The 21,076-nt window shown below is 70.6% G+C and carries 22 protein-coding genes; 9 read left to right on the plus strand and 13 right to left on the minus strand.

What is annotated here, in order from left to right:
• Positions 1-7: 7 nt before the first annotated feature.
• Positions 8-634, minus strand: coding sequence for a bifunctional 4-hydroxy-2-oxoglutarate aldolase/2-dehydro-3-deoxy-phosphogluconate aldolase (locus QNJ12_RS04460; RefSeq protein WP_300619369.1), 627 nt, complete (start codon positions 632-634; stop codon positions 8-10).
• Between the two features lie 128 nt (positions 635-762).
• On the opposite strand from QNJ12_RS04460, the gene QNJ12_RS04465 reads away from it, so the two are divergent.
• Positions 763-2,163, plus strand: coding sequence for an NAD-dependent malic enzyme (locus QNJ12_RS04465; protein WP_300619371.1), 1,401 nt, complete (start codon positions 763-765; stop codon positions 2,161-2,163).
• A 38-nt stretch (positions 2,164-2,201) separates the two neighbouring features.
• On the opposite strand, the gene QNJ12_RS04470 is transcribed toward QNJ12_RS04465, so the two are convergent.
• The 4 genes from QNJ12_RS04470 to heR form a co-directional block, all read right to left on the minus strand.
• Complete coding sequence (locus QNJ12_RS04470) at positions 2,202-3,218, minus strand: hypothetical protein (RefSeq protein WP_300619374.1); 1,017 nt, start codon at positions 3,216-3,218, stop codon at positions 2,202-2,204.
• A gap of 37 nt (positions 3,219-3,255) precedes the next feature.
• On the minus strand, positions 3,256-4,023 hold the full coding sequence (locus tag QNJ12_RS04475; RefSeq protein WP_300619377.1) for a hypothetical protein: 768 nt from the start codon (positions 4,021-4,023) through the stop codon (positions 3,256-3,258).
• A gap of 61 nt (positions 4,024-4,084) precedes the next feature.
• On the minus strand, positions 4,085-4,999 hold the full coding sequence (locus QNJ12_RS04480; RefSeq protein WP_300619380.1) for an oxygenase MpaB family protein: 915 nt from the start codon (positions 4,997-4,999) through the stop codon (positions 4,085-4,087).
• 6 nt (positions 5,000-5,005) lie between these two features.
• Positions 5,006-5,767, minus strand: coding sequence for a heliorhodopsin HeR (heR, locus tag QNJ12_RS04485; RefSeq protein ID WP_300619383.1), 762 nt, complete (start codon positions 5,765-5,767; stop codon positions 5,006-5,008).
• A gap of 92 nt (positions 5,768-5,859) precedes the next feature.
• Between heR and QNJ12_RS04490 the strand changes: the two genes are divergently transcribed.
• Entirely contained in the window at positions 5,860-6,618 is a 759-nt protein-coding gene (locus QNJ12_RS04490; protein WP_300619386.1) for an ankyrin repeat domain-containing protein, read from the plus strand.
• A 32-nt stretch (positions 6,619-6,650) separates the two neighbouring features.
• Positions 6,651-7,112: a hypothetical protein gene (locus QNJ12_RS04495; protein ID WP_300619389.1), complete on the plus strand. Its 462-nt coding sequence runs from the start codon at positions 6,651-6,653 to the stop codon at positions 7,110-7,112.
• 57 nt (positions 7,113-7,169) lie between these two features.
• Here the strand turns inward: QNJ12_RS04495 and QNJ12_RS04500 are convergent, their stop codons facing one another.
• Positions 7,170-7,820, minus strand: coding sequence for a TetR/AcrR family transcriptional regulator (locus tag QNJ12_RS04500; RefSeq protein WP_300619392.1), 651 nt, complete (start codon positions 7,818-7,820; stop codon positions 7,170-7,172).
• Between the two features lie 24 nt (positions 7,821-7,844).
• Entirely contained in the window at positions 7,845-9,449 is a 1,605-nt protein-coding gene (locus QNJ12_RS04505; RefSeq protein WP_300619395.1) for a hypothetical protein, read from the minus strand.
• A gap of 196 nt (positions 9,450-9,645) precedes the next feature.
• Here QNJ12_RS04505 and QNJ12_RS04510 point away from each other — a divergent pair, with 196 nt between their 5' ends.
• Complete coding sequence (locus tag QNJ12_RS04510) at positions 9,646-11,028, plus strand: wax ester/triacylglycerol synthase family O-acyltransferase (protein ID WP_300619397.1); 1,383 nt, start codon at positions 9,646-9,648, stop codon at positions 11,026-11,028.
• A gap of 43 nt (positions 11,029-11,071) precedes the next feature.
• On the opposite strand, the gene QNJ12_RS04515 is transcribed toward QNJ12_RS04510, so the two are convergent.
• Entirely contained in the window at positions 11,072-11,308 is a 237-nt protein-coding gene (locus tag QNJ12_RS04515; RefSeq protein WP_300619400.1) for a hypothetical protein, read from the minus strand.
• Positions 11,309-11,452: 144 nt separating this feature from the next.
• Between QNJ12_RS04515 and QNJ12_RS04520 the strand changes: the two genes are divergently transcribed.
• From QNJ12_RS04520 to QNJ12_RS04530, 3 genes are all read left to right on the plus strand, one after another.
• Positions 11,453-12,064: a hypothetical protein gene (locus QNJ12_RS04520; RefSeq protein WP_300619403.1), complete on the plus strand. Its 612-nt coding sequence runs from the start codon at positions 11,453-11,455 to the stop codon at positions 12,062-12,064.
• A complete protein-coding gene (locus tag QNJ12_RS04525; protein WP_300619406.1) occupies positions 12,061-13,914 on the plus strand; it encodes a hypothetical protein in 1,854 nt (617 codons plus the stop codon). Before QNJ12_RS04520 ends, QNJ12_RS04525 begins: the two co-directional genes overlap by 4 nt.
• 66 nt (positions 13,915-13,980) lie before the next feature.
• Positions 13,981-14,640, plus strand: a complete 660-nt coding sequence (locus QNJ12_RS04530; protein WP_300619408.1) for an O-methyltransferase — start codon at positions 13,981-13,983, stop codon at positions 14,638-14,640.
• A gap of 32 nt (positions 14,641-14,672) precedes the next feature.
• Here the strand turns inward: QNJ12_RS04530 and QNJ12_RS04535 are convergent, their stop codons facing one another.
• Together QNJ12_RS04535 and QNJ12_RS04540 are read right to left on the minus strand one after the other, a co-directional pair.
• Positions 14,673-15,485, minus strand: a complete 813-nt coding sequence (locus QNJ12_RS04535; RefSeq protein ID WP_300619411.1) for a TauD/TfdA family dioxygenase — start codon at positions 15,483-15,485, stop codon at positions 14,673-14,675.
• 64 nt (positions 15,486-15,549) lie between these two features.
• Entirely contained in the window at positions 15,550-16,188 is a 639-nt protein-coding gene (locus QNJ12_RS04540) for a hypothetical protein (RefSeq protein ID WP_300619414.1), read from the minus strand.
• A gap of 237 nt (positions 16,189-16,425) precedes the next feature.
• On the opposite strand from QNJ12_RS04540, the gene QNJ12_RS04545 reads away from it, so the two are divergent.
• Entirely contained in the window at positions 16,426-16,605 is a 180-nt protein-coding gene (locus tag QNJ12_RS04545; RefSeq protein WP_300619417.1) for an antitoxin, read from the plus strand.
• 132 nt (positions 16,606-16,737) lie between these two features.
• On the opposite strand, the gene QNJ12_RS04550 is transcribed toward QNJ12_RS04545, so the two are convergent.
• Both QNJ12_RS04550 and QNJ12_RS04555 read right to left on the minus strand, forming a co-directional pair.
• Complete coding sequence (locus QNJ12_RS04550; protein ID WP_300619420.1) at positions 16,738-18,225, minus strand: hypothetical protein; 1,488 nt, start codon at positions 18,223-18,225, stop codon at positions 16,738-16,740.
• A 154-nt stretch (positions 18,226-18,379) separates the two neighbouring features.
• Positions 18,380-19,906 (minus strand): hypothetical protein, encoded by a 1,527-nt coding sequence (locus QNJ12_RS04555; RefSeq protein ID WP_300619422.1) that lies wholly within the window; start codon positions 19,904-19,906, stop codon positions 18,380-18,382.
• A 128-nt stretch (positions 19,907-20,034) separates the two neighbouring features.
• Between QNJ12_RS04555 and QNJ12_RS04560 the strand changes: the two genes are divergently transcribed.
• On the plus strand, positions 20,035-20,172 hold the full coding sequence (locus tag QNJ12_RS04560; RefSeq protein WP_300619425.1) for a hypothetical protein: 138 nt from the start codon (positions 20,035-20,037) through the stop codon (positions 20,170-20,172).
• 56 nt (positions 20,173-20,228) lie between these two features.
• Here the strand turns inward: QNJ12_RS04560 and QNJ12_RS04565 are convergent, their stop codons facing one another.
• Complete coding sequence (locus QNJ12_RS04565) at positions 20,229-21,023, minus strand: hypothetical protein (RefSeq protein ID WP_300619428.1); 795 nt, start codon at positions 21,021-21,023, stop codon at positions 20,229-20,231.
• Positions 21,024-21,076: the final 53 nt, after the last annotated feature.

The following is a 21,076-nucleotide window of genomic DNA, read 5'->3' on the forward strand; positions in this document are numbered from 1 at the left end:
CTGAGCGTCAGCCCCGGCGGGCGATCCTCACCGCCTCGGCGATCAGGTCACCGTCGGGCGCGGCGGCCGATCCGAACAGCGAGTCGCCCATGCCGACCGCGATCGCACCTGCGTCGAAGAACGCCCACATGTTGTCGACCGTCACCCCGCCGGTGGCCATGAACGGTCGCTGTGCGTAGGCCGGCGCGACCTGCGCGAGCCAGGCCGGCCCGGGCGGGTCGGCCGGGAAGAACTTCAAGACGTCGGCGCCGGAGGTGATCGCCCGCTGGATCTCGGCCGGACTCTGCACGCCCGGCAAGGTCAGCATGCCGAGCTCGGCGCTGCGCCGCGCCGTCGGCTCGTCGATCCCCGGGAGCACGCAGAACGTGGCTCCGGCCGCGGCGGCCGACTCGGCCTGCGCAACCGTCCACGTCGTGCCGACGCCGACCGACGCGTCGGCACCGAACCGCTCGACGAGCAACGCGACGTCGTCGGTGGCGCGCTCGTAGTCGTGGGTGACTTCCAGCGACCGGACGCCCGCGGCGACGAGTTGGTCGGCGAGCGGCACCAGCTGCTCGCGCGGGATCTGTCGCAGCACCGCCATGATCCGATCCTCGGTCAGGCATCGCAGGGCGTGTGCTCGCAGCTCGGTCATCGATCCTCCTCGTCCGACGGACCAGCCGAGTCTGGCACCTGCCGGCACGCAGCGATGCCTCAGCCGGTGGCCGACGAGCGCACGAACGCGAGTGCCGGCGCTCGAACGACCTCCACTAGCTTCACGGCATGTCGCGTCCCCCCGCCACGCAGTACTCGATCACGCTCGACGTCACGCTCGACAACGTGCCCGGGGTGCTGGGCCGGCTCGCCACGACCATCGGCGAGGCCGGGGGCAACATCTTCGCGATCGAGGGCTTCGTCGCGAAGGGCACCGAGCTCGAGCGCGACATCGTGGTCAACTGCTGCAGCGTCGAGCACCAGGCAGAGATCGTCGAGGCGGTCCAGGCGACCGACGGCGTAACGCTGGAGGGGTGGTACGACCGCACGTTCCGCATGCACGACGGCGGCAAGATCGAGGTGCTCCCGCTCTGCCCGGTCGGCGATCAGGACGACCTGTCGATGGCGTACACCCCGGGCGTCGCTCGGGTCTGCACGGCGATCGCCGACGACCCGGCTCAGGCCGACAAGTACACGATCCGCAAGAACACCGTCGCCATCGTGTCGGACGGATCGGCCGTGCTCGGGCTCGGCGACATCGGGCCGAAGGGGGCGATGCCGGTGATGGAGGGCAAGGCGCTGCTGTTCAAGGAGTTCGGCGGCGTCGACGCGTTCCCCATCTGCCTCGACGTGTCGTCGCCCGAGGAGATCGTCGAAACGGTCGTCCGGCTCGCGCCGACGTTCGGCGGCGTCAACCTCGAAGACATCGCAGCCCCCGGGGCGTTCCAGGTGGAGGAGGCGCTCAAGGAGCGGCTCGACATCCCGGTCTTCCACGACGACCAGCACGGCACGGCGGTCGTCGCGCTCGCGGCCTTGGAGAACGCGCTGCGGATCACCGGCAAGCGCATGGCGGATCTGTCGATCGTGATGTCGGGGGTCGGCGCCGCAGGTGTCGCGATCGGCAAGATCCTGCTCGGGGCGGGCGCCACCGAGATCGTCGGCGTCGACAGCCGGGGTGCGGTCTACGACGGCCGCGACGGCCTGAACCGCTGGAAGCAGTGGTTCGCCGAGAACACGAATCCCGACGGCAAGCAGGGCGCGCTGAGCGACGTGATGGCGGGCGCCGACGTCTTCATCGGCGTCAGCGCCCCCGACGTGCTCACGGTCGACGACGTCCGCGCGATGAACGACGATCCGATCGTCTTCGCGATGGCCAACCCCGACCCCGAGATCCGCCCCGAGCTGGTCGACGGCCTGGTGCGCGTGATGGGCACCGGCCGCAGTGACTATCCGAACCAGATCAACAACGTGCTCGCGTTCCCCGGCATCTTCCGCGGCGCGCTCGACGCGCGGGCGACGACGATCACCGAGGGGATGAAGCTCGCAGCCGCCGACGCGATCGCAGAGTCGGTCACCGACGACGAGTTGTGCGAGACGTTCATCATGCCGTCGGTGTTCGACAAGTCGGTGTCGGCGCGGGTGGCGACCGCGGTGGCCGACGCCGCTCGCGCCGACGGGGTCACCCGCTGAACCACGATCCGACCAGCGTCACCCGGTGACGCCGCAGCTCAGGCGGCGGCGTCGAACTCGGCCTGCACCCGGGCGGCATCGGGATGCGTCGCGATGTACTCGGCGACCTCACGCCGCACCCGCTCGGCGTTGAGCTTCGGCTGGTCGACGGTGGCCCACTGCACCAACCCGTCCCAGAACCGGCCGATCAGCTCGCGGCCGGCGACGGTGCCACCGTCGAGGGTGCGGAACGTGACCGACTCGATCTCGCCGAGGTAGAGGCACAGCGATCTGACGTGGATGGCCTCGTCGGTACGGATCCGCTCGATCACCTCGGCGGCCAGCGCGGCACGGTCGTCGCCCCCGGCGAACAGGCCCGGCGTCCGGAGGACCGCCTGCGCCTCGGCGAATCCGAGTTCGGCGCGGAACTCGATGATGAGCAGGTTGGCGAGCAGCGACAGGAGGCCCTCGATCCCCTCGGGGAGCTCGGGCATGAACCGGGTACCGGCCTCGGGCCGGGCGATGTTCTCGGGCGGCTCGACGTCGGGGTGGGTGTCGTCACCGAACGCGAGGTCGCGAGCGAGGAACCACATCACGTCGTGCCCACCGATGCCGAGCTCGGGCTGGCCGCCCTCGTCGATGCCGTGCGCGAGCAGCAGGCCACGGCCGAGGTGACCGACCGCCATCTCGGAGACGTCCTCGACGATCACCGGCTGCAGGTCGGGGAAGCTGGCGTCGGCGAGCAGCCGACCGCGCGCCTCGATCTTGCCGGTGACGGTGAGCTGGTTCCAGAACCAGCGGCCGAGACCGTTGCGCAACAGCACCCGGTGCTGGTCGGGGTTCACGGCCCGCACGCCGTCGAGCAGGCTTGCGTCGGCGGGGAACGGCGCACGGCCCCGGGCCCGCAGGGCGTCGGTCCACGCGTCGAGCGCCCGTTCGCGCACGAGCGCCCGCGGCGGCTGGTACGTGCCGTCGGGCAGCATGCCGCCGTGCACCCGGGTGTCGCCGATCAGGTGCGGCTCGAGACCGGGGTGCTCGCGCAGCAGTTCCTCCGCCGAGTACGTCAGTTGCGTCATCGCCGACCTCCTCCGCGACGACCGTACCGAGGACGTGTCACGACGGGAGGATCGCAAGGAGCTCGGGACGGAGGAACTGCACGGCGACCTCGGCTTCGGCGGGGATGCCGAGTGGCACGATCGCCACCTCGACCAGGTTCCCGGCCGCCGCCTCGCCCTCGATCACCGTGACGACGAGCGAGTAGCCGCTCTCGGGTGCGCCCGCCAAGGAGGCCTGTTCACCGCCGCGTTCGTCGGCGCGCAGTGCGAGCGGTGCGTACGTCGAGTTGAACGTGGCGAGATCGAACTCGCCGGGCGTGCCCTGCGTGGCGACGAGGAGGCTGACCAGGACGGCGCCGACCGTGTCGTCGTCGGGGTCGAACACCGCCAGCACCGACGAGACCGAGCCGTCGGGGTCGATCGTGCCCCCGAGGAAGCCCGCCTCGAAGAGGTCGGCCGCGACGAACCCGTCACCGCCGCCCGCGAGCGGTGCGATCACCAGGTCACCGGCGTCGAGGGCCAGTCGCTGGGAGTCGAGCTCGGCGATCTCCTCGTTCGCGGCGGTGAAGGCGCCGGCGAACTCGTCGACCGAGGCGAAGAGCAGCGCCTCGCTCAGCAGCTCGGGCAGTGACGAGGGGTCGGCGAGGTCGACCTGGCGATCAGGCGCCGAGTCCGTCGGGGACGGGGTGGTCGACGGCGCCCGACTGCGCTGCGGCGCAGTGGTCGGCGTGGTCTCGACGACCTGCAGCCGGTCGGCGTCGCCCGTGCATGCGCCGAGCAGGAGGACCCCGGTCGCGAGGATCGGGAGTGACCGGCGATCGCGCACGGATCGGAACGTACCCGAGCCACCGGTGGTGCGGTCCTCGCCGGTCGGTGCGTCGATCGGTCTACCGATCCGTCGGCAGCGGCTGGCGGAACAGGCCGTCGGGGACCGGAGCCCCGCACCTGACGAGCGAGACGTGCCACGACGGCGACGACCCCAGCGCCCAACGGAGGCTCGACACCGATGCGGCGCCCACCCGCTCGCCGGTCGCCGACGGTTCGAGGCCGATGATGTCGGCGATCCGGTCGGGCAGCGTGGCGACTGCGGCGCCGAGGAGCGCCCGGTACCCGACCTTCACGGGCAGCGAGAGCGGCGGGTCGCGCAGGAACTCGATCGAGTTGCGCATGGCCTCGGTGCGCTCGAGCGCCGGGTGGTCGGCCACCCATGCCGCTAGGTCGGCCGCGGTGTCGGGCAGCGGGTCGGCATCGAGCAATGCGCCGATCCGGGTCTGTTCGGCGACGAACCGGTCCGCCTCGTCGGGGGTCAACGCGGTCGGTCCGTAGCGCTGGTACGCGACGAGGAAGGAGTCGGTGAGCACGTTGTGGACCCAAGCCGCCATCTCGGGCTGGCCGGCGCTGTAGGGGCGGTCGCGCTCGGAGCGGCCGCGCACCGAGCGATGGGCCTGGCGCACCATGGCGACGGCGCGTTCGACCTCGGGCATCGCGCCGTACGTCGTCTCGGTGACGTAGAAGGAGGTGCGCGTCAGCCGGCCCAGGGGGTCGTCGCGGTACCGCGAGTGCTGCTCGACGCCGGCGACCACCTCGGGGTGGGCGGTCTGCACGAGCAGCGCCCTGATGCCGCCGACGAAGGCGGTCGCATCACCGATGACGCGCCACGACACCGAGTCCGGACCCAGTAGGCCGGGGTCCGGGGCGTAGCTCAGCGTGTCCTCCAGCGGTTGTGGCCCGTGCGAGAACAGGCCGGTCGTGGCCGCGACCACCCGGTCCTTGAGATCGGTGACGATGCCCGGGACCACCATGGCCGGTCAGTCGGCCAGCGTGCCGGCGTACACCTGCCAGGCGAGCGCGCTCTTGGCGACGAGGCTGAGCACGAGGTACACCTTCTCGCCGTAGAGGTAGTCGGCGAATCGGCCCTTCCCGCGGTACTGCAGCCACTGGTTGAGCGCGAAGCAGTTGAACAGCACGAACAGCGACACGAAGATGCCGTAGACGAAGCCGGGGACGCCATCGCCCTCCTGCTGCGACGTGATCAGCGCGATGGTGATCGCGACCCACGGCACGACGCCGACGACGCATCCGAACACGAACGGCCACCACGTCACGGGCTCCCCGGGTCGGTTGACGCGCTCCATCAGCCAACCGAACAGGATCATCGCCGCGTTGACCGAGAACAGGCCGATCAACGCATAGAGGTTCGTGACGCCGGGCAGCATCGCGATGAGCACGATCATGATCGACGCGCTGACCGAGTACTCGGCCCATCGAGCCGGGTTGATGCTCTTCGCGAGGTTGGACTCGTACCACCCGACGACGCGAGGGGCTGCCATCGCCAGGTGGTCGACGGCAGCGAACAGGAGGAAGACGGCGATCGCCACCGAGAACCGGAGGTCGAAGAACACCTTGTCGATCGTCAGTGGCGTGCCGGGCGGCCCGTCCTGCACCCGCGCCTCGACGGGGATCGCGAAGTCGTTGCTGAGGACGAGCAGCACGATTGCTTGCAGCAGGTGGGCGACCCCGACACCGACGTTCCAGCGCCGGAGCGCCGCGGTGGTCGTCGGCCGGGACATGGCGAGCACGGTACCGGCTGACGTGCGTGGTCGCCTCTCCTGTGCGATGCGGCCCACGATCACGGTGAACCGGGACGGGGTACGGTCGGCGCATGACCGATCGAGCGGGCGATGTCCAGGAACTCGCACGAGCGATCGTGCTCGGCGACATCGACCGACTGCGCGAGCTGCTCGATCGCGACCCGACGCTGGCGCTCGAGCAGCTGCCCGGCAACCCCAGGTCGATGCTGCACCTCGCCAACGACTGGCCGGGGCACCGCCCGAACATCGCCGAGATGATCCGGGCGCTGGTCGCCGCGGGCGCCGACCCGAACGCGCCGATGCCGCATCCTGACAACCCGAACGTCGCCGAGACGCCGCTCCACTGGGCGGCCAGCAACGGCGACGTGGCGGCGGTGGAGACACTGCTCGACGTCGGCGCCGAGATCGACGCTCCCGGTGGGATCTTCGACGGCTGCACCGCCTACGAGGAGGCCGTGATCTTCGAGAAGTACGAGGCTGCGCAGCTCCTGCACGAGCGCGGCGCGGCCGACTACCTGCCCGGCGTGGCGGCGCTCGGGCGTGACGACGAGATCGCCGGCTACTTCGATGCCCACGGCAACCTGCGGACCGATGTCGGCACGCTGCCCCACTGGACCGAGCGGCCGTCGTCGAAGATGATCGTCGACCGTGCCTTCCAGTTCGCCTGCCGAGCCGGCCATCTCGCCATCGCGCAGGATCTCCACGCCCGCGGCGGCGATCTCGCGGATGTGAATCCGGCGGGCCGCACGGCGCTGCAGGAGGCCCAACACAACGGCCACGTCGCCGTCGTCGAGTGGCTGCAGTCGCTCGACGACGCAACCAATCGCTGAAGTCCCAGCTCACCGGCGCCGATGATCGTTGCATGGCGAACTGGAACAAGAAGATCACGAAGGCGGCCAAGGGTGAACTGCACCCGGGCGAGGAGATCGTCGCGGGCGTGTTCCTGCAACCGGCCGGCACCATGGGTCAGGCGGTCGCGCAGGGCGCCGGTGGCATCGTCGGCAAGGCGATCGCCGCCAAGAAGGGCGCCGGCGGCGACGTCGTCGTCGCCGACGCGGGCACCGCAGCCGACTTCCCGAACGAGCCGACGGTGCTCGGGCTCACCCAGAGCCGATTGCTCGTGTTCGGCTACAGCCAGTTCGGCGGCAAGCCGAAGGGCCTGAAGCAGACGCTGCCGGCCGACGTGCTGTCGGTGGTCGAGCTCGAGAAGCAGAAGGCGACGTACCGCTTCGAGATGACGTTCAGCGACGGTTCGTCGAGCGTGTTCGAGGCGCCGCGCCTCGGCAACGACCCCGAGGCGTTCGCCGCCGCCGTCAGCGGCTGACGTCCGGGACGAGCGTCGGGCGACCGGCGCCGTCGCGGTGCCCTGACGACGCCCTGGTCACCCCTGCGCAGGCTCGTCGCCGAGGTCGACGCCGTCAGAGATTCGGGGTTCGCCGCCGAGGTCCAGCCGTTGCACGAGGTATCCGACGGCGAGCTCCTCGAGCTCGGTGAGCCGCTCGGCGCGGTCCTCGGCGCCGGCGCTCAGCGCCAGCTCGTGACGAACCGTCTCGGTCAGCAAGGTGACGATCCGCCGCCGAACGGCCGGCGACGGGCCGAGGCCGAGGTGATCGAACACCTCGGCGAACGCACCGACGACGGCCGTCCGGACGCCGCTCGCCGGTGAACCGGCGGCGTCAGGCCGGACGTCCTCGGTGATGCGGTAGTAGCCGGCGTGAACGGTCTGCAGCTCGGCTGCCGCCCGCACCAGCTCGCGTGCCGCCCCCACGATGTCAGCCTGCCGCCGGATCGCCGAGATGATCGGTCCGAACGCTGCAGCTGCGTCCTCGAGGTACCGATCGGCGAGCGCTGCCGCCACGGCTTCCTTGTCGCCGAAGAACCGGTACAGCGATCCGACCGACACGCCGGCACGCTCCGCGATCGCGGTCGTGGTGGCCCCGGCGACACCGTGCAGTGCGAACTCGTCGTTGGCCGCGGCGAGGAGCCGCTCGACGGTGGCGCGGGAGCGATCCTGCTGCGGTGCGGTCTTCACACCCACTTGCTTACCGGATCGGGATCACCTGATCGGCACGCCCCCACTGCCGCACCCCCCGAGGGCGCGACCGAACGTCGAGCTGTCGGACGCGACGGTGCCGTCGGTCAGCGTGACCCGGGCGGTGACCCGCAGGTTGATCGTGGTGGCGCTGCACCGAACGTTGTAGGCGAAGACACCGGACATCGTCGAGCGCGTGCCGCGATTGCCGGCGTTCGTCGACGACGCCGACACCGACACCGAGCGCACCGACAGCCCGGGCGCATCGCTCAGGACGGTGTGGTAGCTCGCCGACACGTGGTAGATCGGCAGACCGTCACGACCCAGCCCTTCCTCGACGCGCCCGCTGAGCCGGACGTCGACCGACGGGAACTTCTCGGTGGTGATGGTCCGTCCGTCCGAGCGGCGCGAGCAGTCGACGAGCGGTGCGCTCGCCGTCCAGGCCGCGGCGAGGCAACGGCCGAGCACGGCGTGACCGGCGGCGTTCGGATGCCACGACTCCTGGCAGCGCTGGAAGTGCCGGTTGCAGTTCTCGAAGAGGTTCTTCACGTCGGTCTTGTTGCCGTCGAGCGTGTGTTGCACTCGCCCGTCGCGAGTCGTGATCGCTCGCGTCGGCGCTTCGAGCGCACCGGTCGGACTCGCCGCCGTCTCGCACAACCGCGCGCCGTCGAATGCGCGCTGGACGTTGAGATACACGAGGTCGGCATTCGGGAACTCGCGCAGTAGCCGGTCGTGGACGTTGCCGGTGAGGGTGCCGAGCGCCTCGGACATGTCGTGTGCGTGCGGCAGGGTCCCCCGGTGCACCGGGCAGCCGCCCGCGTAGCGCTCACGAGCGAGCGCCCGGAACTTGTCACGGCTGTCGCGACGGCCGTCCTCGTCGTGGAACGACCGGTGGAAGTCCTCAGGCAGCGGGTTGACGTAGTCCTGGAACACGACGCGGTGGTCGCCGTCGGCATCGATCTCGTCGAGCGTCTGCAGGAGCAACCGGTTCGCAGCCAGCACGTCGGCCTCGGCACGGGCGAAGTCGGAGCTGCTCGGGAAGTCACCCCGGCCGCAGGCCCCGGTCGTCGTCGCGTGCGGACTCCAGATGTTGACCCACGCTTCCCACCAGCCGGTGAACGCATCGGTGAGGAACTTGCCGATGCACTTCGCCGCGACGTCGCCGAAGCCCACGTTGTTCGCGCCGAGGTTGACGACGACGAGGTCGATGTCGTGCGTGCGAGCGATCTCGCGCAGCTGGTCGAGTTGGGCGGCGACGAACCGGCCACGGTCGCGGTTGATCGACGGCGCCGCGATGTCGGCGGCGATCGCGCCCGAGCACGCGATGTTGAACCGCTCGGCGATGCCCCCGAGCTGCGCGACCTCGATCTGCGCACGCGTCGACCGGTGACAGAAGAACGCGTTCGAGTTCGGCGCCGAGAAGTCCTGGAAGCCCTGGCGGACGCCGTTGATGTCGACGACGCTGTCGTAGGCACCGGCACCCTCGCCGCTGATGAAGCTGTCGCCGACCGCGACGGCGGCGGTCGGTTTGGCCGCCACGACGGGCGGCGACCCGCCGATGGCCGAGACCGACGCCGCGAGTGCAACGGTCACGGTGAGACGGATGGCGAGGCGTGCGGTTGGTCGCATGGGCGGATCCCTCCGATAAACGTGAATGTGAAGGAAGATTCAGATTATGCCCTCGGATGCAACCGTCGTCAAGGCCGGCGGCCCGCGTCTCCCCCGTGGCCGACGCCCGACCGCCGGGACCTTTGCATCTGGCGCCGCCCGCACCGATGCGCCTTCATGTAGCCGACGGCCCGACGCGGGCCAGGAGGGGTGAGCGTTGCACTACGAGCGATTGACGGCGACCGATGCGACGTTCCTTCGGATCGAAACACCCCACGAACCGCAACACGTCGGTTCGCTCTCGGTGCTCGAGGGCGGTCCGCTGCGCGACGGTGACGGACGCGTGCGGTTCGACGAGCTGCGCGACCACGTCGACCGGCGGATCCATCGCGTGCCGCGCCTGCGTCAGCGCGTGATGGAGGTGCGCTACGGTCAGGGGCGACCGGTGTGGATCGACGACGACGCGTTCGACATCGACTTCCACGTCCGGCTGACGTCGCTCCCCCGTCCCGGGGACGACGCCCAGCTCTCGGCGCTGATGAGCCGGCTGCAGTCGCTGCCGCTCGACCGGGCCCGCCCGCTGTGGGAGATGTGGTTCGTCGACGGACTCGACGGTGACGACGTCGGCCTCGTCATCAAGACCCATCACTCGCTCGGCGACGGCATCGCCAACGTCGATCTGGCGCTCGCCCTCGTCGACCTCGAACCGGCGCCGGCGGCCGACGACGAGCCTCCGGCGTGGACCCCTCGCCCGGCGCCGTCGCCACAACGGCTGCTCGCCGACACCGTCGCGGATCAGCTGAGCCGGCCGATGCGCCTCACCGGCTCGGCTGTACGCGCGCTGCGAGATCCGCGCCCCTTCGTGGAGGCGACCGCCAACGTCGCCCGCACCCTCGTCAGCTTCGCGGCCAAGCCGGATCGTGCACCCTGGAACGTGCCGGTCTCGCCGCACCGTCGGTGGGTGCACGCCGACGTGTCCTTCGAGCTCGCGCTGGACGTGAAGGAACGGTACGGCGTGACGATCAACGATGTCGTGCTGGCCGCGTGCAGCGGTGCGCTCCGCACGTTCCTCCGCGACCACGACGCCGAGACCGACGGACGCGTCCTCAAGGCGATGGTGCCGGTCTCGACCCGTGGCGAGGACGAGCACGGCGACACGCTCGGCAACAAGGTGTCGCTGATCGTCGTCGAGTTGCCGGTCGACGAGGCCGACCCGGTCCGACGGCTCGAGCGCGTCCATGCCGCAACCCGCGAGCTGAAGGGGTCGGGGCTGGTCGACGGCGCCGACACGATCATCCGCCTGGCCGACGGGATCACACCGCTCGCAGTGCCGCTGACCCGGCTCGTCAGCCGGCAGATCCCGATGAACGTCGTGATCACCAACATCCCCGGCCCGCCGGTGCCGCTCTACCTGCGGGGCGCCGAGGTACGACGGACGTATCCGTACGTCGAGGTGATCGACGACGAAGGCCTCACGATCGCGGTCGTCTCCTACCAGGGCCAGCTGTTCTTCGGCGTCACCAGCGACCGCGACGTGCTCCCCGACCTCGACCGCGTCGCCGAGGGCATCGAGAAGGAGTTCGCGGCGCTCGGAGGCTGAGGCTCGCCGCCGAGCACGACGAGCGAGCGCCGCGCCGGGCCGGTCAGCGCGGCAAGTCGATCCGGCGCACGCGCCCGACGACGCGCCGCCCGCACGAAGCGCACCGGCCGCGATGGCGCTTGCCCGCCGACGACGCCTTGTACCGCACGCCGCCCATCTCCCAGATCGACGTCGTCGCGCCGCACTCGCAGTCCATCACCCACGAACGCGAGTCGAGCTCGATGCGCTCCATGGTGCGCTCGCTGACGAACCGCGAGACGAGGCGCTGCACGCGGCTCATGCACCCGATGATCGCCGAGCGGGCACGTCGCCACGAACTCGAACGGGCCGCCCTGTCGACCGCACCCGTGAACGATGCGGACAGGGCCTTCCGGCTCTGTTCGTGGCGAAATCACAGTGTCATGGTCGAGGTGTGAGGCCGGGCATGCGACTGGTCGGTCTCGTCGCCGTGCTCGCAGTCGGGACCTCGGCGTGTGGCGGTTCGAACGGCGGCGACGGCGGCGGTGTGGTCGACGATAGAGCCGACGGTGTGCTCGACCGCGCGCCGGCCGTGGACGTGCCGTCGCTCGACGAGGCGCTGGCCTCCGACGTCGACGATCAGCGCGACGACGTGCGACGCGTGCTCGGCGGACCCGACGCGTTCCGGGTCGCGTTCGTGCCGGTCACCGGCGTCGTCGTTCGCCACGAGACGTGGGACTACCTCGAGCTCGAGACGCGGATCGACTTCGTGGACGGTGCGATCGCGCTGACCGCCGACCTCGAACCGCTCCCCGACGGCAGCTGGTTCCCCCATCACGTCGATCCCTCGGACTTCGTCCAGGGCATGAGCGCCGCCGACGTCGGCGAGCAGCTCGCCGGCATCGAGTTGCAGGAGCTCGACCTCTCCGAGGTGGTCGACGGCGACGGCACGGCACTCGTCGGCGGGCAGCTCCTGGTGACGTTCAGCGACGACGTGATCGTCACGGCCGAGAGCTTCCCGCTCGTGCCCGACCCCACGGGCATGCACGCCGACCTCGTCGAGGCGGTGACGCCATGAGGCGTCTGGCGGCCGCCGTCGTGTTCGTCGCGGTGGCGACCTCGGGCGTGGTCGCTTCGACATCGCCGCCGCCGACCGTCCACGCGGCGGGGCCCCAGCAGGTGCTCGCCTTCGCGAACGTGGTCGGCGGGATGTTCCAGCGTCAACGCGTCTACCGCAACGCGGCCGAGGTGCAGGACGAGATCCGTGCGTACTACGACGGTTTGATCGACACGGCGCGTGCCGCGCTCCGCGACCGCGACCTGGCGCACACGGGTTCCCAACTGGGCACGTACGTGAGGATGGTCGCCTCGCTCGAGGTCGAGAAGGAAGCGGCGCTCCAGCTGCTCGAGGACGACAAGCGCGGCGCTCGCAACACGTTCCGGAACACGCTCAACCAGCAGCTGCCGTCGCTGCTGCTGGCGATCCCGGCGGTGCGGGAGACCGCTCAGGTGCTCCACGGGAACCTCGGCGAGCTGCGCGACGTCCTCACCGCGACACGGGCCGCGGTCGCCGAGGGCAGGCCGTCGGCACTGCTCGACCTCGCGACGCACCGCGCCCGGCTCGACCAGTTCGCCGCGCTGATGGCGACGATCGGCGGGCAACCGGGACGTGATCTGGCGAACGCGGTCGGCGCCCTGGGGCAGCGGCTGCAGCAACTGGAGGCGGCCGGGGATCAGGTCGCCGACGAGATCGATGGCGGGCTGGCAGAAGCACAGCAGCAGGTCGAGCTGGCATGGGACCGGCTCGGCCTGCAGCTGGAGCAGGAGGTGCGGCCGGCGTCGACCAGCCTGTTCGGCGGTCTCGGCGAGGTGCGGATACCGGGGCGGTACGCGTACTACGCCGCCATCGCCGATGCGCTGAGCGGGCCGGGCGGGCGAGCGCACGGGTTGACCCGCGACGCGATGCGTGACCGGGTACGGCAGTTCCTGATCGACACCAAGGGATCGGAGCTGGGCGCGCTCGCCGATTGCTTCCGGGCGTCCGCCGCCCAGCTGCGGGCCCATCTGTCGGGTGTCGCAGCCGAGGACGGCGCCGCGGCGGCGCTGCTCCTGACCGCCGAACTGAAGACGTGCGACCCGGCGATCGTGCGGGCGGTGCTGGCGGCCGCGGCCCAGCTCGACATGACTGCCCCGACGACGCCGACGACACCGACACCGACGACCGCCGGCGACGGCAACGACACCACGGCGACATCGGTGGCGTCGACCGGGCCGGTCGGCGACGATCGAGTGCGCGGCGGCGAGATCCACGTGGTGACACCCGCCACGCCGGACCTGATCCTCGGCAACAGCCGCGGCCAATGCCTGGAGTACCGCAAGCAGCAGACCGATGCGCCGCTGCTGCTCTTGACGGCCTGCACGACCGCGCCCGACTTCGAGGTGGTCTACGACCTCGACGCGGGCACGCTCGCCGGCAGGATCGACCTCGAGCTCGCCTGCCCGGGGGCCGAGGCCTGCTGGGAGGGCTACGCGATCACCGGCTCGGTGAGCGGCACGTTCGGTCCGTTCGAGTTCGGGCGCAAGCCGCCGACGCCGCCGCCCGGCTTCCCGTTCCCCGAGCACCACTACTACGACGACACCTCGGACTGGTGGGCCGGCGGCCCGATCGAGCTCCAGGTCGCGATCGCCGGCAGCCACCAGCTCGGCGAGCAGGTCTACACCGGGTCCGACTCGACGACGATCATGGGCTGGGCGGAGGCCGGTCTCGGCCCCAGCCGGGTCAAGGACGGCGTGCCGAGCGACTGGAACGTCGACTTCTCCGTCCATCTCGACTACCCGCAGGACGTCGACCCGAACTGGTACCTGTACACCGGCTTCTTCGCGCCGATCGACGAGACCGGCATCGAGCTCCCACCCTGGCGACGCTGAGCTCGGTCCGTGCCGAGTCGGCGGCCGCGCCGACGTCGCCCGGGCGCGCGTGCTACGTCTGAGGGCATGCGCTGGATCGAGATGAACGAAGAGCTGTACGACTACGTCCTCGCGCACGCGAACCCGCCGACCGACGAGATCAGCGAGCGGCTGGCGGCGACGACGGTCGAACGCTTCGGCGAGCTGGCGTCCATGAACATCGGCATCGACCAGGGTCGCTTCCTGGCGATGCTGGTCGCGATCACCGGGGCCCGCACGATCGTCGAGGTCGGGACGTTCACCGGCATGTCGGCGCTCTGGATGGCTCGGGCACTGCCCGACGACGGGCAGCTCATCTGCTTCGACATCACCGACCGCTACCTCGCGACAGCACGCGAGGCGTGGGCAGCAGCGGGCGTCGACGATCGCATCGACGTCCGGATCGGGCCGGCAGGCGAGGGCCTCGCCACCCTGCCCGGCGACCTTCGCATCGACATGGCCTTCGTCGATGCCGACAAGACCGGCTACGCCGGCTACCTCGACCAGCTCCTCCCCCGGATGAGCGAGCGCGGCGTGATCGCCGTCGACAACGTGCTCTGGAGCGGCGGCGTCGTCGAAGCGAGCGACGAGAGTGAGGCCACCGTCGCACTGCGAGCGTTCAACGACATGGTCGCGTCGCGGGCCGGCGTCGAGGCCGTCATGCTGCCGGTCGGCGACGGCGTGACGCTGATCCGCAGAACTGGCTGATCCCGCCACCGGGCGGGTATCGAGGCGAACGATCAGTAGGGCTTGTCGCCGATCACGGTCACGCGCTCGACGACGCGCCGCTCGGGCCAGAAGTCGTTCGTGGCGAAGTGCTGGACGGCGCGGTTGTCCCACATCGCGAAGGAGTCGACCTCCCATCTGAATCGGCACTGCACCGAGGGGTCCATGATCGCCCGCTCGAGGTGGTCGATGATCGGCATCGACTCCTCACGGGTCATGCCCTCGATGTGCGAGACGAACGAGCGGTTCGTGTAGATCGTCTTGGCGCCGGTCTCCGGGTGGGTCCGCACGACCGGATGGTGTGCCGGCGGGTACTGCTGCTGCTTCTCGGCGAGCTCGTCGGGGGTGAGACGGTTGCCGAAGGTGCGCGTGAAGTCGTGCACGGCGACGAGGCCGTCGATGCGTTCCTTCCACTCGTCGCTGAGCCGTTCATAGGCGAGCGCGGCGTTGCTGAAGCAGGTGTCGCCACCGGCCGGTGGGATCACGACGCCGCGCAGGATCGACCCGAGCGACGGTTCCTGGCGCCAGGTGACGTCGCTGTGCCAGCGATTCGCTGCGTACTGCCGCTCGGCGTTCGACTCGATGCGAACGATCTCGGGATGGTCGTCCCGCCCATGTGCGAACGGATGCACCTCGAGCTCGCCGAAGCGGCGACCGAACGCGATGTGCTGCTCGACGGTGATGTGCTGATCGCGGAAGAAGAGGACCTTGTGGTCCATCCAGCCCTTCCTGATCTCGTCGATGTCGTTGTCGGTGACGTCGGCCAGGTCGACGCCGTGGACCATCGCCCCCACCGCCGCGGTCAGTTGTTCGAACTCGATCCCCATCGACGCGACGCTACTTCGTGCGTTCGTGACCGGCCGTGCTGGGCCCGCTGGTGGCGCGAGGGTGTCAGATGACCGGTTCGAGCGATCGGCAGCGCACGTCGGCCTCTGCGCTGTTGGCCTGCACGATCGCCTGCAGCGCATCGCAGGCATCGAGCATGGCGCCGCGGGTGCCGTTGAAGCTGTCGACGCCGAAGCGGGGGTCGCTCGCCATCGTGTCGATCTCGCTCGGGTCGCTGAAGCCGCCGATCTCGACCGCGATCTCGGCGTTGAGGCCCGCGAAGTCGTCGATCCGGTCGACGAGCTCGGCGTGTGCCGCAGCCGCGGGCTCGGGCACGTCGACCGATCGGATCCGGTCGGCGGAGTTGGTCAGGGCCGTGCCGAGGCCGTCGAAGAAGAGGCCCGCGTCGGCGAGGCTCGAGCCGCCGCCGACACCCGGCAGGTCGAACGTCTCGCGCTCGAACTCGAACAGCGACAGGGCGATCACGCTGGCGTAGGCCTCGTAGTCGTCGCCGGCGGACGTGGCGGGCTCGACGACGCCGTCGTCGGGGGCCGTGGTCGTCGAGGTGACAGCGCCGTCGTCGGCCACCGTGGACCCGGCCGTGGTCTCCCCGGGCGAGGACGCGCCGTCGTCGGCTGCATCGCTGCACGCAGCGACGACCACGATCAGCGCGGCGGCGAGCAACCTCGTGCACCGTGTGGTCATGCTCCCTCCTCGTCGCTCTGCATGCGCACCACCCTGCCAGGGCCGGCCGCGCCGTGGTGCGCGGCCGCAGCGGCGCTGGAGGGGGAACCCGATGCGTCGACGAAGCCATACCGGCGGTGTGCACGCCGGCTCGTCGGCGACGAGCGTTTGAGCGTCGGCGCCGCGTCCGTAGCCTCGGTCGCCACGAGGGCCGGTGTCCCGCGCCGACCCGCACATCAACCTCACGGAGGACGAACCATGGGACTGTTCGACAAGGCCAAGGACCTCGCCGGCAAGAACAAGGACAAGATCGAGGACGGCATCGACAAGGCCGCCGATGTCGCCGAGGACAAGCTGGGCGACAAGGTCGGCGCCGACAAGATCGAGGACGCAGCCGAGAAGGCCAAGGACGCCGTCGACAAGCTCGCCGACGACTGAACGTCGGCGCAACGACTGAGGGCCGGCGCAACGACTGAACGTCGGCGCGACGACTGAGGGCCGGTGCGGCCGGCGGGCGCGCACGTGCCCCGGAGCGTCCTCCGGGGCACGTGGGTTCCCGCCGGGGAACTCTCAGAACACGCCGAGCTCAGCGAGGAGGCCGCCGATCACGGACTGGCCGGTGAACGGATCGATCGAGCACAGCTCCTCGAGCGTCTCGTCGATCTCGAGCAGCTCGGGGTACATCTCGAGGTACATGAAGCAGTCGTCCATGGCCGCGTGGAATTCGGCCTTGAGACGCTCGATCTCGACCAGCAGGTACTCGATCTCGTCGAGGGCGCCCACGGGGTCCTCGAGACACCAGTCGACCAGCGAGGCGTCGACGTCGAGCAGGATCGGGTGCTCCTCGAGGAGGGCCAGGCACGCATCGACTGCGTCGTCGAAGGCAGCCGTGGCGGCCTCGATCTCACTGATCAGCGCATCGATGACGACGGACGCACCATCGGGATCCTCCAGGCACCAGTCGACCAGCGAGGCGTCGATGTCGAGCAGCTCGGGGTACATCTCGAGGTACATGAGGCAGTCGTCGACGGCCTGGTCGAACGCTGCGATTGCCGACTCGATGTCGGCGATCAGGGCGAACGCCGCCTCGGGATCGGCGAGACACAGGTCGACGAGGGTCGGATCGACGTCCAGCAGTTCAGGGTGCTGCTCGAGATAGACGAGGCAGTCGTCGATCGGGTCGCCGACGACGACGGACTCCTTCGTCTCATCCGAGCCGGTCGAACCCGACGGCGACTCGGTTGAACCCGTCGACCCGGTCGGGGCCGTCGAACCCGTCGAGCCGGTCGAGTCCGACGAGCCCGACGAGCCCGACGACTGGGTCGACCCCGTGGACCCGGTCGAACCCGAGGACTCCTCGGTCTCGCGCTGCGACTCGGCCTCGCGCTGCGACTCGGTCTCGCGCTGCGACTCGGTCTCGGCCGGCGAGTTCTCCTCGTCGACCTCGTCGACCTCGTCGGACTCGTCGCCGGTGTCGGCCGCGCCGGTCGGCACGCCTCCGTCGCCCGCGGGCGACCCGTCCGTGCCGCCAGACGTCTCGACGAACCCCTGGCCGGCCTCGTCGCCCACCGCGGCGGCGGCTCCGTCGCCCCTGTCGCCGTCATCGCCGGCGGCCGCACCCGGGCCGGCCGGCGCAGCGGTCTCGATGATGACCTGCGAGTCGTCGTCGAAGGGATTGAAGCCGTCGCTCCCGCCGATCGCGATGCCGGTCGCGAAGCCGCCGGCGATCAACGTGTACGCGATGCCCTTGCCGAGCGGGCCCTTCGGCGAGAACTTGCCGCGTGGTGGCCGGGGCGGCCGCGGGGGCTCGAGCGCCCTCCGGGCCCGGAAGTCGGCCTCGCGCGCCCGCTGTCGGGCTGCCCGCCGCAGGGCTCGATCGCGGAGTCGTTCGTTGTGACGAAGCCGACGCTGCGCACGTCGACGCGCCGCGCTGCGCCGCGGCAACCGGTCGACCCGGTCCTGCCAGTGGTCGACGCGTTGCCGATGGCGACCGGCCGTGCGCTCGGCCTGCTCGGCGCGACGCCGAGCGGTGTTCTCGAGTTGGGTGAGGTTGCTCATGGTGCTCTCCTTGGTTGCTGCGACCCGTCTGGTTCGCTGGTGGTCGCCATCCAACGAGCCGGGCGTGAATCGGGCGTGAAACCGTCGGCCGGCTGCGTGGACGCGACGAAGCCGCACCGGACGTGCCGGTGCGGCTTCGCAGTTGGAGGGGTGATCAGTCGCGGCGACGACGGGCGATCATGGCGGCGGCGCCAGCGGTGGCACCTGCCAGGGCGACACCGGCGACGCCGGCGCCGAGCAGCGAGACACCACCGTCGTTCTCGATGACCGTGCGGGTCACGACGGGCTCGTCTGCCGAGTCGTCCGTCGTGTCATCGGCTCCCGTGGCGTCGTCGGCCTGGACGTCGTCGAGATCGTCGGTCTCCGGCTCCTGCTGGACGGTGGTGTTCGTCGCCGCGTCGTCCGACGTCGCACCTTCGTCCGAGGGCGGCGTCACGGATTCGGTGGCAGCCGACACTGCACCGTCCGCCTTGGTCGACGACTCGCTGGCGACGTTCGTCTCCTTCGTCGCCGGACGCTCGGACGACTTCGATGCGGGGCTCTGCGGCTGCTGCGACTCCTGCTGGGGCTGCTGCTGGGGCTGCGCCTGCGGCCCGGGCGTCGGAGGCGGCTGCGGCGCCTGGGGCTGCGAGGTCGGCGGCTGCTGGGGCTGGGCCGTCGGAGCAGCCGGTGGCGTGACCGGCTGGGACACCACGGCCGGATCGACGACCTGGTCGAGCGAGGCGAAGGTGCCGGTGTCACCCCAGGCGTCGAGCGGGTGGGCGCCCACCGGCATGTCGGCCGGCACGTACACGTTGACGATGAACATGCCCCACTCGTCGGCGGTGATCGGCGTCGACAGGCCACCGAACTCGACCCACACGGTCTCGTAGGGGGCGAAGCCGGCCCCGTCGATCACCGCATCGGTGCCCTGCGTCGCCGGGCCCCAGCTGTCGATCACGGGGTTGGTCATCGGCGCGGACACCTCGACGTCGATGTACGCCGAGCTGCCGAGGTCGCCCCAGGCGTCGAGCGGGTGGAAGCCGGCGGACATCAGCGGGTCGACCCAGCCGGCGACGAAGAACTTGCCCCACTGGTCGGCGGTCACGACGTCGAGCACCACGCCACCGAACTCCACGGTGACGATCTCACCGGGCAGGAAGTCGCCGCCCAGCACGTCGACGGGACCACCCGGATCGACCGTCAGCTGCAGCGTTCCGACATAGGGATACCGCACGGGTGACTGCGCCTGCGGAACCGGTTGGCCGATCGGATCGATGACCGTCAGGTCGGTGGTCGCCCACGAACCGAGGTCGCCGTTGGCATCGAGGGGGTGCGCCCCGGCCGGCATCAGGGAGTCGACGGTGCCGAACGTCAGGAACGTGCCGAACGCGTCGGCGGCCGCCGACGCGATCGTCCACCCGCCGAAGTCGATCTCGACGATCTCACCGGGCACGAAGCCGTCGCCGTACACGTCGACGATGCCGCCCGCCTCGACGGGGTCGACCAGGACGTCGACGAACGGTGTCGGTGTCGTCTGCTGCAGCGCTGCGGCCGGCTGGACGCCGAGCGAGACGATCAGCGTGACCGTCAGCAGGCAGAACGACACGTACCGGGCGATCGCGCGGTGGACGCTCCCGGTGGCGGTCGTGTCGTCGGTGGTGGTGTTCGTGGTGGTGCTGGTGTTCGTGGTGGTGCTCATCGGAGCGGTCTCCTTGATCGGGTCGATGCCGTATCGATCGACGTGGGCCCACCCTCCGATGCGGCCGTGAACGCGGCGTGAAACGCAGACGCGCCCGAGGCCGGGCCCGCGTGGGGTCCAGCCTTCTGGTGGGCAAGCGCTGTGCGCCGAGTGCCGTGTCCGGCACGTGTGCGCTGTTGAGCGCCGAGGCCGACGGGCCGCTGGCGAGGCGCGGCGACGGAGGAGGTGCCGGCGGCCTCGCCGTGCGCACCTTCGAGGAAGTCTGAACGATGCCAGCGGTGCGGTGGGCCGGCGACCAGGGAACACGTTGGTGGATGCGGTGTTAGGTCGACGCCGGCAGGTCGACGCCGCACCGCGTGAGCCACGCGTAGCCGTCGGTGGTCGGTACGAGATGGAACTCGACCACCGCCGACTCGCCGGTCGGTGTCTGCGTCCAACGTGCCGTGACCAGCACCGACGCCCGCGCCGTGCCGCTCCGCTCGGGGAACTCGTAGGCGGCCGGCTCGCCGACCGCCAGCACCTCGATGTCGGTGACCGAGCCCATCGTCGATGTGACGTACTCGTCGCAGGCAGCGTCACCGAACGTCGCCGGGACGACGGGGTGCAGGGTGTCGAGGAGGAACGCGAGATCGCCGGCGCGGTGCGCGCGATCGAACGCGGCGAGCCACTCGGTGACATCGGACCGGTGGTCGCGTTCGGCCGGGCGTGGGCGACCGTCGCCGATCGACGGAACCGATCCCGGAGTCAGGACGTCCGTCGCTCCGTCGGCGTCGGAGTCGGCGGGCTGGCTGGCGGGTTCAGGTCCGGTCGACGGCGTGGCCGCAGGGACGGTCGAGGTCGTCGGCGGCACCGTGGAGGTCGAGGTGGTGGTCGACGCGGCCGTCGTCGGGGTCGGAACGGTCGTCCTCGTCGGCTCTCGGTTCGTCGCAGGGTCGGGTGCGCGGTCCGGGCCTGGTGGTCCGGCTGCGGCTGTCACCGTCACGCCGCCGTCCGGCTCGGCATCGTGCACGGCGATACGGGCACCGGCACCGACGAGCGCACCCACGACGACGGCGATGACGACAGCGACGACGCTGCCCCCGAGCCCGGTGAACCTGGTGATCTGCTCCTCGTTCATGAGGACATGGTCGAGGCGCGGCGTGAACCGACCGTGAAAGCAACCGCAGGTGC

Source organism: Ilumatobacter sp. (genome assembly GCF_030065885.1).
In the GTDB taxonomy this organism is placed as follows: Bacteria; Actinomycetota; Acidimicrobiia; order Acidimicrobiales; family Ilumatobacteraceae; genus Ilumatobacter.